General features: G+C 60.6%; 13 protein-coding genes. All 13 read left to right on the plus strand.

The window, feature by feature from the left end:
* Nucleotides 1–454 (plus strand): TIGR04282 family arsenosugar biosynthesis glycosyltransferase (locus ABY948_RS08625; RefSeq protein WP_461482127.1); only part of this gene is annotated, 454 nt, incomplete at its 5' end.
* A gap of 121 nt (nucleotides 455–575) precedes the next feature.
* Nucleotides 576–761, plus strand: a complete 186-nt coding sequence (locus tag ABY948_RS08630) for a PA3496 family putative envelope integrity protein (protein ID WP_461482128.1) — start codon at nucleotides 576–578, stop codon at nucleotides 759–761.
* Between the two features lie 109 nt (nucleotides 762–870).
* Nucleotides 871–1,509, plus strand: coding sequence for a cytochrome c biogenesis heme-transporting ATPase CcmA (gene ccmA / locus ABY948_RS08635; protein ID WP_461482129.1), 639 nt, complete (start codon nucleotides 871–873; stop codon nucleotides 1,507–1,509).
* Between the two features lie 2 nt (nucleotides 1,510–1,511).
* Nucleotides 1,512–2,183 carry a heme exporter protein CcmB gene (ccmB, locus tag ABY948_RS08640; protein ID WP_461482130.1) on the plus strand — a complete coding sequence of 224 codons (672 nt, stop codon included), beginning with the start codon at nucleotides 1,512–1,514 and terminating at the stop codon, nucleotides 2,181–2,183.
* Nucleotides 2,184–2,220: 37 nt separating this feature from the next.
* Entirely contained in the window at nucleotides 2,221–2,973 is a 753-nt protein-coding gene (locus tag ABY948_RS08645) for a heme ABC transporter permease (protein ID WP_461482131.1), read from the plus strand.
* Nucleotides 2,970–3,200 (plus strand): heme exporter protein CcmD, encoded by a 231-nt coding sequence (gene ccmD, locus ABY948_RS08650; RefSeq protein ID WP_461482132.1) that lies wholly within the window; start codon nucleotides 2,970–2,972, stop codon nucleotides 3,198–3,200. Before ABY948_RS08645 ends, ccmD begins: the two co-directional genes overlap by 4 nt.
* Nucleotides 3,201–3,206: 6 nt before the next feature.
* Nucleotides 3,207–3,659 (plus strand): cytochrome c maturation protein CcmE, encoded by a 453-nt coding sequence (gene ccmE / locus ABY948_RS08655; RefSeq protein WP_461482133.1) that lies wholly within the window; start codon nucleotides 3,207–3,209, stop codon nucleotides 3,657–3,659.
* 37 nt (nucleotides 3,660–3,696) lie between these two features.
* On the plus strand, nucleotides 3,697–5,670 hold the full coding sequence (locus ABY948_RS08660; protein ID WP_461482134.1) for a heme lyase CcmF/NrfE family subunit: 1,974 nt from the start codon (nucleotides 3,697–3,699) through the stop codon (nucleotides 5,668–5,670).
* 11 nt (nucleotides 5,671–5,681) lie between these two features.
* Nucleotides 5,682–6,203, plus strand: coding sequence for a DsbE family thiol:disulfide interchange protein (locus ABY948_RS08665; protein ID WP_461482135.1), 522 nt, complete (start codon nucleotides 5,682–5,684; stop codon nucleotides 6,201–6,203).
* Between the two features lie 12 nt (nucleotides 6,204–6,215).
* Complete coding sequence (locus ABY948_RS08670) at nucleotides 6,216–6,587, plus strand: carboxymuconolactone decarboxylase family protein (RefSeq protein WP_461482136.1); 372 nt, start codon at nucleotides 6,216–6,218, stop codon at nucleotides 6,585–6,587.
* A gap of 55 nt (nucleotides 6,588–6,642) precedes the next feature.
* Nucleotides 6,643–7,152, plus strand: coding sequence for a cytochrome c-type biogenesis protein (locus ABY948_RS08675; RefSeq protein ID WP_461482137.1), 510 nt, complete (start codon nucleotides 6,643–6,645; stop codon nucleotides 7,150–7,152).
* Complete coding sequence (ccmI, locus tag ABY948_RS08680; protein ID WP_461482138.1) at nucleotides 7,152–8,342, plus strand: c-type cytochrome biogenesis protein CcmI; 1,191 nt, start codon at nucleotides 7,152–7,154, stop codon at nucleotides 8,340–8,342. The genes ABY948_RS08675 and ccmI overlap by 1 nt, the downstream gene beginning before the upstream one ends.
* Nucleotides 8,343–8,473: 131 nt before the next feature.
* A partial coding sequence (locus ABY948_RS08685) for a chromosome segregation SMC family protein (protein ID WP_461482139.1) occupies nucleotides 8,474–9,909 on the plus strand: 1,436 nt, incomplete at its 3' end.

Here is a 9,909-nt window from a genome sequence, read left to right on the forward strand (position 1 = left end):
CCCGATGCTTTTTTCGATCAGTTGCTCGCCGCTTCGGGTGCGCTGGGCCGCTGTCAGCAGGGGGGGGGGGCTGGGTGAGCGGATGGCATTTGCCTTTGCCGACCGTTTGCAGCATCACGCCAAGGTTGTGCTGATCGGCAGTGATTGCCCGGCCATTGATGCGGATTATGTTCGGGCCGCCCTGCTGGCACTGGATGAGGTGCCCGCTGTGCTCGGCCCGGCTGCGGATGGCGGCTATGTTTTGATTGGTTTGACGGCCGCGGCGCCGGCATTGTTTGCCGATGTGCCCTGGGGTACAGGGGCGGTGCTGAGCGTTACCCGGCAGCGGCTTGTTGCACTCCGCTGGTCGTGGCGTGAACTGGATATATTGCCCGATATTGACCGCCCTGGGGACCTGCGGCATCTGGCGGGCTTTCCAAAATTGCACTTATTTTGCAAAAAAGAACTATCCTAATGAAATTAAAGGGATTGTTTTTCTTGACCCCTGTGGGTTTTGCGCCTATTTTGCGCAAAAATAACAGTGGTCTTTCACTGTTTCGCTGAGGTGGTTGGTATCGGGATGGAGGAATTTCGATATGAGTGGCGAAGACGCATTAGAAGAGGACGATTTTGACGCCGAGGACGGTGAAACCGCAGCAGAGCCGAATGCTGAAGAAGTTGTAAAAGTCGTGAACTCCGAGTCGCGTCGGCGACTGGAAGACAGGCTTGAAGAGCGGCGGCTGCAAAAGATGATCCGAGACTACGATTTCGACGTTGATTGATTCGCACCGGCAGATTGCCCACTGTTTTTGCCAGCAGTGCCAAGTTTTTACCTCCTCTCCAGAAGTTTTGGCATAATACCGCCTTTGCCACTGGCTGGATTATTGCCCGTTGTCCCAAGCTGCTGTTCTCTCTCTGGATTCGATCGCCTTTGAAAGGGACGACAACCTGTTGTTTTCCGGCGTTAACGCCGTGCTGGAAAGCGGCGATATTTTGCAGGTGGAAGGCCCCAACGGGGCCGGTAAAACCACGCTGCTGCGCATTATTGCCACGGCGTTGAGTCCCTGTGCGGGGCAATTGCTGTGGCGGGGCGAGAATGCCTTGCGCCACCGCCAGACCTATTTGCAAAACATGCTCTTTCTCGGGCATCTGCCCGGGCTCAAACAATCCCTGTCTCCCCTCGAAAACCTGCAATGGTGGCGCCGGGTACACCCGGACAACAGCGCCTTCGACTCCCTTGAGGTGCTGTCCCAGCTCGGGCTGCGGGGCTATGAGGATGTGCCCTGTTACACCCTCTCCGCCGGCCAGCAACGGCGGGCGGCACTGGCGCGACTGCTGGTGACGGAGGCGCCCCTGTGGGTGCTGGATGAGCCCTTTACCGCCATCGACAAACAGGGGGTCGCCGCGCTGGAGGCGCTACTGGTCCAGCATGCCGGGCGGGGCGGTATCGTGGTGCTTTCCACCCACCAGGACCTGGGTATTGCCAATATTCGTCGTTTATCGCTCACGAATATGGCGCAGGCGGCCTGATCGTGGGACAGGGCTTTGTCGCAATCCTGCGGCGGGATGTGCTGCTGGCCTTTCGCAATCGCGGCGAGATCGCCAATCCGGTGATTTTCTTTTTTATTGTGGTGACCCTGATTCCCTTGGGGCTGACACCGGAGGCCAGCCGCCTGGCGGAAATTGCCCCCGGCATTTTGTGGGTGATGGCGCTGTTGGCGTCGCTGTTGTCGGTGGAGGGCCTGTTTCTCAGCGACTACCGCGATGGCACGCTGGAGCAACTGGTCATTTCCCCCCAGCCGCTGTACCTGATGGTGCTGGCAAAAATACTGGCCCACTGGCTGGTCAGCGGTCTGCCACTGACCCTGTTGGCGCCGGTTTTGGGTATGATGTTAGCCCTGCCGGAGGCGGGCTACCTGCCGCTGGTGCTGAGTCTGTTGATGGGCACTGCGGTGCTCAGTCTGATCGGCGCGATTGGCGCTGCACTGACGGTGGCCCTGCGCAAGGGCGGCCTGTTGTTGTCGCTGATTGTCATGCCCCTTTACATGCCGGTGCTGATCTTTGGTTCCAGTACGGTACAGCGAGCAGTAGACGGTTTTTCGGTACAGGGGTCCCTGGCAGTGATGGGCGCACTGCTGGCGTTCGCCCTGTTGATTTCGCCCTTCGCCACGGCGGGCGCTTTGCGGGTCAGCATGCACGGCTGATCACTCCATCAATGGCAAGAGAGAGATAAGAACGGTTATGTGGCAGTGGTTCCACCGATTGGGTTCGCCGCGCTGGTTTTACCAGGCCAGTGGCAAATGGTTGCCCTGGGTATCCCTGGCGGCGTTGTTGCTGCTGGTGACCGGCATTGTCTGGGGATTGGCCTTTGCGCCGCAGGATGCCAAGCAGGGCAACAGTTTTCGCATCATTTATATCCATGTGCCGGCGTCCTTTCTGGCGCTGGCCGGCTATTACGTGATGGCGTTGGCCGGGGCGGTGGGGTTGATCTGGAAAATGAAGCTGGCGGACATGGTGATGAAGTCCGCCGCACCGATCGGCGCAGCGCTGACCTTCGTCGCCCTGGTGACCGGCGCGGTCTGGGGCAAGCCCACCTGGGGAACCTACTGGGTCTGGGACGCTCGAATTACCTCGATGCTGGTGTTGTTCTTTCTGTATCTGGGGGTGATTGCCCTGCAGTATTCCTACAATGGCCAGGATGCGGCGAACAAGGCCAGCGCGGTGTTGTCTCTAGTAGGTATGGTGAATATTCCGATCATCTACAAATCGGTGGACTGGTGGTACACCCTGCACCAGCCGGCCACCATCAAATTGACTGAGGCTCCCTCCATGCACCCGGATATGTTTCATCCGCTGCTGGTGATGATTCTCGGTTTTTACTGTTTTTATGCCTTGGTGTTGATCCTCAATACCCGCGCGGAGATCCTCTACCGGGAGCGGCGCACCCGCTGGGTACAGGATATGGTGGTACCGGCGGCGGGGGACGGTCTATGATGTTCCGCTTTGACAGCTTGCAGGACTTCCTGCTGATGGGGGGGCACGGCCCCTATGTGTGGTCGTCCTATATCATTTCCATCGCGGTGATGTTGTGGCTAGTGGCCAGCCCGTTGCGCCGCCGCCGCAAGCTGCTGGCGGATGTGGTGCGCCAACAGCGCCGCGAAGCCATGCGCCAGCTGGACGCGGCGAGTGCAGCGGGTTTGGCAACAGAGAATCGGGAATAGTCAGTGATGCATCCAGTTCGTCGACAGCGTTTGTTTTTGGTGATCTTCATTATCGCCGTAGCCAGTGTGGCGGTGGGGTTGATGAGCTTCGCGCTGCGGGAAAATATCAATCTGTTTTACCCGCCCGCCAATATTGTTTCGGGAGAGGCGCCCAAAGGGGTGAGAATTCGCGCCGGTGGCATGGTGGTGGATGGCAGTATCAAGCGCGCCGATGATTCGCTGTTCGTCAGCTTCCTCATTACCGATGGCGAGGCCGATGTGGAGGTGCATTACACCGGCATCCTGCCGGACCTGTTTGCCGAGAGCCAGGCCGCCGTGGTGATGGGCGAGCTGAATGGGGACGGTGTATTTCTGGCCTCCGAGGTGCTCGCCAAACACGATGAAAACTATACACCCCCGGAAGTGGCCGACGCCATGGACGCCGCCCATCAGCGGGCTCAGAAGGCGAACGGTGGTTAATGGTCAACGGGGTGCCGGCTGTTGAGGAGAATAAACTGTGATTGCTGAGTACGGTCACTTCGCCCTGATTCTGGCGCTGGTGCTGGCGCTGTTGCAGGCGGTGATCCCGTTTGCTGGCGCCGCGCTGGGCAACCGTTTGTGGATGTCCTCCGCCAGGCCGCTGGTGGTGGGGCAGACGGTGATGGTGGCCTTCAGTTTTGGCTGCCTGGTGGCGCTGTTCCTCAATGATGATTTTTCGGTCCGCTATGTGGCGGCCAATTCCAATTCCCTGTTGCCGGACTATTACAAGGTCAGTGCCGTATGGGGGGCCCACGAGGGGTCATTGTTGCTGTGGGTGTTGATCCTGTCCGGCTGGAGTTTTGCCGTGGCGCTGTTCAGCCAAACGCTGCCGCGCATACTGGTGGCCCGGGTATTGTCCGTGATGGGGATGATCAGTGTCGGCTTCTATCTGTTCCTGCTGTTTACCTCCAATCCGTTTGCCCGCAGCCTGCCGTTCTCGCCAATGGAGGGTGCGGATCTCAACCCGCTGTTACAGGACTTCGGACTGATTGTTCATCCCCCCATGTTATACATGGGCTATGTGGGCTTTTCAGTGGCCTTTGCCTTTGCCATCGCCGCGCTGTTGGCGGGGCGCATGGACGCCGCCTGGGCGCGCTGGACCCGCCCCTGGACCAATGTGGCCTGGATGTTCCTGACCCTGGGGATCGCCCTGGGCAGCTGGTGGGCCTACTACGAACTGGGTTGGGGCGGCTGGTGGTTCTGGGACCCGGTGGAAAATGCCTCGTTCATGCCCTGGCTGGTGGGCACCGCGCTGGTCCATAGCCTGGCGGTGACCGAAAAGCGCGGGGTGTTCCGCAGCTGGACGCTGCTGCTGGCCATTTTCGCCTTTTCCCTGAGCCTGCTCGGTACGTTTCTGGTCCGTTCCGGGGTGCTGACATCGGTACACGCGTTTGCCGCAGATCCCGAGCGGGGGATCTTCATTCTGGCCTTCCTGGCCATGGTGGTGGGCGGGTCGCTGTTCCTGTACGCACTGCGTGGTCCGGCGGTGCGAAGCGCCGCCAGCTTTAATGGGCTGTCGCGGGAAATGTTCATGCTGATCAACAACATCCTGTTGGTCAGTGCCATGGTGATTATTCTGTTGGGTACGCTCTATCCATTGATCGCCGATGTACTGGACTGGGGCAAGATTTCTGTCGGTCCGCCCTATTTCAATCTGTTTTTTGTGCCGTTGATGCTGGTGCTGGCGGTGTTGATGGCAGTGGGCTCGGTGTTGCGCTGGAAGCGCAATGAGTTGAGCGTGTTGGGCCGTTTCCTGAATATCCCGCTAGTGGTGTCACTGCTGGCCGGAGCCCTGTTCCCGCTGTTCTTCGGCGAGCACTACTCGCCGATGGCGGCGGTCACCGTGGCGGTCGCCGTGTGGGTGGCCGCGGTGACGGTTCGGGATCTGTGGCGGAAGTCCGGTCACAGCCGTTCCCGGCTATACGGTTTACGGCGACTCAAGGGCAGCTATTACGGCATGGTGCTGGCCCACCTCGGGGTGGCGGTATGCATCGTCGGCGCGGGTTTGACCACCCTCTACAGCGTGCAGCGGGATGTGCGCCTGTCTCCCGGTGATCGCGCAGAAGTGTCGGGATACCAGTTTGAATTTGTCGAGATGCGCCCCGTCCAGGGACCCAACTACATCGCCGACCAGGCTTTGGTGAAGGTGACCCGCAACGGCCGTGTGGTGGATGAACTGCGCCCCGAGAAACGCCGTTATGTGGCCACTGGCCAGACCATGACCGAGGCGGCCATCGGCAGTGGCCTGTGGCGGGATCTGTATGTCGCGCTGGGGGAGCCATTGGCCGGTGATGCCTGGGCGGTGCGAATTCACATCAAACCCTTTGTGCGCTGGATCTGGCTGGGTGGCCTGTTGATTGCCATCGGCGCTTTGCTGGCGGTGCTGGACAAGCGCTATCGCCGCCAACCCGTGACGGAGGCCGCCCCTGAAGGCCTCGCCGCCAATCTGTGAGGAGTAGCGCAGTGGCCCGCTTGAAACTGTTTATTCCCCTGCTGGTATTTGTGGTGCTGGCCGTGTTTTTAATGAACGGCCTGAAGCGCGATCCCAATGCCATGCCCTCGGCGCTGATCGACCGACCGGTGCCGGCATTTTCCCTGCCCGTTTCGGGAGGCGAGGCGAGGTTGGTTGATCAGGGTATTTTTCTGGGGCAGCCCGCGCTGCTGAATGTCTGGGCCACCTGGTGCATCAGCTGCCGGGTGGAACACCCCTACCTCAATAAACTGGCAGGGCAGGGGGTGCGTATCATCGGTCTCAACTACAAGGATGACCGGGCCGCAGCTGACAAATGGCTGGCGGAAAAGGGCAATCCCTATCAGATCAACGTGATTGATGCCGACGGTCGCCTGGGATTGGATCTCGGCGTCTTCGGTGCCCCGGAGACCTATGTGGTGGACCGCAACGGCATGATCCGTTACAAGCACGTGGGCGTGATCGATGATCGCGTCTGGAAGCAGAAAATTTTGCCGCTCTGGCAACAGCTTTAATGAGGAAACAGCATGGCTGAAGAAGATTATCAGCGCGGTATGAAGGTGCGCCGCAAGGTCATGGGTGATGAGTTTGTCGATCGCGCCATGGATGCCGTTACCGACTTTACCCGCCCGGTGCAGGATTACATCAACGAAAATTGTTGGGGCTCAGTGTGGGCGCGCGACACCTTGCCGCTGAAAACCCGCAGCATAATCACCATCGCCGCGCTGGCCGCCCTCAAGGCACCGGCGGAGCTGAAGGGGCACGTGCGCGGTGCGTTGCGCAACGGCTGCACCCCGGAAGAAATCCGTGAAGTGCTGCTTCACACCGCCCCCTACATCGGGGCGCCGGCCTTGCAGGAGGCCTTTCGGGCAGCCAAGGAAGTTATTGAAGACCTTTGAAGGGGACGCGCTCTCCACGAGCAGACTCCGCTCTTACACAACGGGAATGAACTCAGTGCGCAATCGCCTATTTGCCTATCTATCGTTGTTGCTGGCGCTATTAGTACCGGTGCCGGGCTGGAGCGGGGTAGAGGTTAAAAACTTCTCCAGCGACGCCGAGCGAGAACGCTATCAGGTGTTGGTTACCGAACTGCGCTGTCCCAAATGCCAGAACCAGAATCTGGCGGATTCCAATTCCCCGATTGCGGCAGATTTGCGCGACGAAATCTACCGGATGCTGGAGCAGGGCAAGAGTGATCGGGAGATAGTCGATTTCCTGGTGGCGCGCTATGGCGAATTCGTGCTCTACAAGCCGCCGGTAAAACAGACCACGCTGGTGCTTTGGTTGACGCCGGGGCTATTGGTACTGATCGGTCTGGTGATCATCTTGCTGGTGCGCCGACGTCAAGCCGCCCCGGTTGGCGAAACGGCATTGGCCGGCGATGAGCAAAAACGGTTACAGGCCTTGTTGCAGGGTACAGCGCCGCCGGATGACACGCCTGACGGCAACGGGAGTGATCGCTGATGTGGCTGGTACTCGGGCTGCTGGCATTGACCGCGGCCGCATTCGTTATTTTTCCCCTGTTGCGAAAGTCGTCCGTTGCGGAAGTAGCCGACCCGGTCCACGCCAATGTGCTGTTGTACCGGGAGCAGCTGTCGGAACTGGACCGTCAGTTGGCCGATGGCGAGATGGATGCGGCGCAGTACGCCGAGCTGGTGGCGGAACAGCAGCGACTGTTACTGGCCGATGAAACGACGGTGGCGGCGCGCGCAGGCGCTACCGGCCGCGGGGCCTGGCTGCTGCTGACGGGGCTGCTGCTGGTGCCGCTGCTGTCTTTCAGCCTGTACCAGATGCTCGGCGCCGGCGACGATGTGGCGATTACTTCGCTGATGGAGCGGCGGGCGCAAGGCGATCTCGATGCCGAGGCCGACGCGGCGCTGCGACAACAATTGCAACAGCGCATAGCCAGGCGCCTGCAGAGCCAGCCGGACAATATCTATTACCAGGTCACCCTGGCGCGACTGCAACTGGAGCAGGGCGATTTCCTGCAGGCCAGCGCCACCTACCAGCAGGCAGTGGCGTTGAGTCCGGATGATGCCGAACTGTTGGCCGAGTACGCCCAGGCGGTCTACTTCGCCGCCGGCAATCGCTTTGCGGGGACCGCGGGCGATGCCCTGGATCGCGCACTGGCGGCCGACCCCAATAACCTGACCGCGCTGGGTCTGCAGGGCATTCGCGCCTTTGAGGGCGGCGATTATCGCCTCGCCATGGCCAGTTGGCAGACCGCGTTGCGGGCCATTCCCCCGGCCACGCCCCAGGCCCAGGCGCTGCAGGCGGGTATCGAGCGCGCCCGGCAGCAGCTCGGTGAAGCGTTGCCTTCGCTGCAGGTCAGTGTTGCGCTGGCCCCCGGTTTGAGCGCGGACCCCTCGCAGTTGGTGTATGTGTTCGCCCGGGAGTGGCAGGGCCCCCCGATGCCCCTGGCCGTGGCCCGCTTGCGGGTGTCCGACCTGCCCACCACGGTGACCCTGGACGATTCCATGGCCATGCCCGGCGGCAAACCGCTGTCGTCGGCCAACAAAGTCCAGGTGGTGGCGCGGGTCTCCAAAAGCGGTTCGGCGATCCCCGCTGCGGGTGATCTGGAGGGCAGCAGCGAAGCGCTCAGCTTTGCCGGAGAGGCTGTTCAGCAAATCGTGGTGATCGATCGGCAATTATAAACGGGCGGTCGCTTGTGGCCCCCACACAGCTGTGTAAAATCTGTTCTTTTAGCTGAGTCCACAGACTTGGCCAATCCGGGGTCCCCGGCAGCGGATATTCTGGCAGGAACGCCAACTTCAAAGAGACATTCATGCGCCTCAAATGTATCAAATTGGCAGGGTTCAAGTCGTTTGTAGACCCGACCACCGTGTCCTTCCCCAGCAACCTCTGTGCCGTGGTGGGCCCGAACGGTTGCGGTAAATCCAATATTATCGACGCGGTGCGCTGGGTGATGGGCGAGAGCTCCGCCAAACACCTGCGCGGCGAGTCCATGACCGATGTCATCTTCAACGGTTCCGGTGGGCGCAAACCGGTGGGGCAGGCCTCCATCGAATTGGTATTTGATAACGCCGATGGCAGTCTGGGTGGCGAATACGCCAGCTGGAGTGAGATCTCCATCAAGCGCAAGGTCACCCGCGACGGCCAGTCCAACTACTTTCTCAACGGCAACAAATGTCGCCGCCGGGATATCACCGACATCTTCCTCGGCACCGGACTGGGGCCGCGCAGTTACGCCATTATCGAACAGGGCATGATTGCCAACCTGATCGAAGCCAAGCCCGATGAATTGCGCATCTATATCGAAGAGGCGGCGGGCATCTCAAAATACAAGGAGCGCCGCAAGGACACCGAGAGCCGTATGCGCCGCACCCAGGAAAACCTGGAGCGGCTCACCGATATCCGCGAGGAGCTGGGGCGCCAGCTGGGCCGTCTCGAACGCCAGGCCCAGGCCGCCGAAAAATATGCCGAACTGAAGAAAGAGGAGCGGCGGGTCAAGGCGGAATTGCAGGCGCTGCGCTGGCAGGTGCTGGAAGGGCAAATGGCCGAACGGCGCAAGGTGATTACCGACTACGAATTGAAAATCGAGGCGCTGGTCACCGAGCGCAGCGGTTGTGATACCGCCCTGGAGCGCCACCGCACCGAGTACACGGAATACGGCGACGGTTTCAATGAGGTGCAGGGCCGCTATTACGCCATCGGTGCCGAAGTGGCCCGCATCGAGCAGGCGATCCAGCACGTCCAGGATCGCGCCCGGGAGCTGGAGCAGGATCTGGCCCAGACGGAGCGCAACTTTGCCGAATCCGAAGAGCACCTGCGCAGTGACCGCGAAAAGGCCGAGGGCTGGCAGCGCGAGCTGGCGGACATCGTTCCGGAACTGGAGAAAGTGGCGGATTCCGAGGCGCTTTCCCAAGCCGCTCTGTTGCAGGCGGAAGACTCCATGCAACAGTGGCAGTCCAGCTGGGACGAGTTCAATCAGGGTGCCGCCGCACCGCGCCAGCAGGCGGAGGTACAGCAGTCCCGTATCCAGCATTTGGAACAGGTACTGCGTCGGCTCGATGAACGCATCGAGAAAATTCAGCTGGAATATCGGGATCTCAGCGACAGTCCGTTACAGGAAGAAATCGCCCTGGTACAGGAGCAGTTGGCGGAAGTCGAGCTGGCCCTGGGGGACCAGCAGGCCACGCTGGAAAACCTCAATACCGCTAGCGAAAGCGCCCGGCAGCAGGGAGTCGAGGTCGGCGCCGA

Source organism: Porticoccus sp., assembly GCF_041592135.1.
In the GTDB taxonomy this organism is placed as follows: Bacteria; Pseudomonadota; Gammaproteobacteria; order Pseudomonadales; family Porticoccaceae; genus Porticoccus.

What these genes read in the sequence shown, in the direction of transcription:
- ABY948_RS08630 (WP_461482128.1), top strand. Translation starts at nt 576, where the DNA reads ATGAGTGGCGAAGACGCATTAGAAGAGGACGATTTTGACGCCGAGGAC.
- ABY948_RS08645 (WP_461482131.1), top strand. Translation starts at nt 2,221, where the DNA reads ATGTGGCAGTGGTTCCACCGATTGGGTTCGCCGCGCTGGTTTTACCAG.
- ccmD (WP_461482132.1), top strand. Translation starts at nt 2,970, where the DNA reads ATGATGTTCCGCTTTGACAGCTTGCAGGACTTCCTGCTGATGGGGGGG.
- ccmE (WP_461482133.1), top strand. Translation starts at nt 3,207, where the DNA reads ATGCATCCAGTTCGTCGACAGCGTTTGTTTTTGGTGATCTTCATTATC.
- ABY948_RS08670 (WP_461482136.1), top strand. Translation starts at nt 6,216, where the DNA reads ATGGCTGAAGAAGATTATCAGCGCGGTATGAAGGTGCGCCGCAAGGTC.
- ccmI (WP_461482138.1), top strand. Translation starts at nt 7,152, where the DNA reads ATGTGGCTGGTACTCGGGCTGCTGGCATTGACCGCGGCCGCATTCGTT.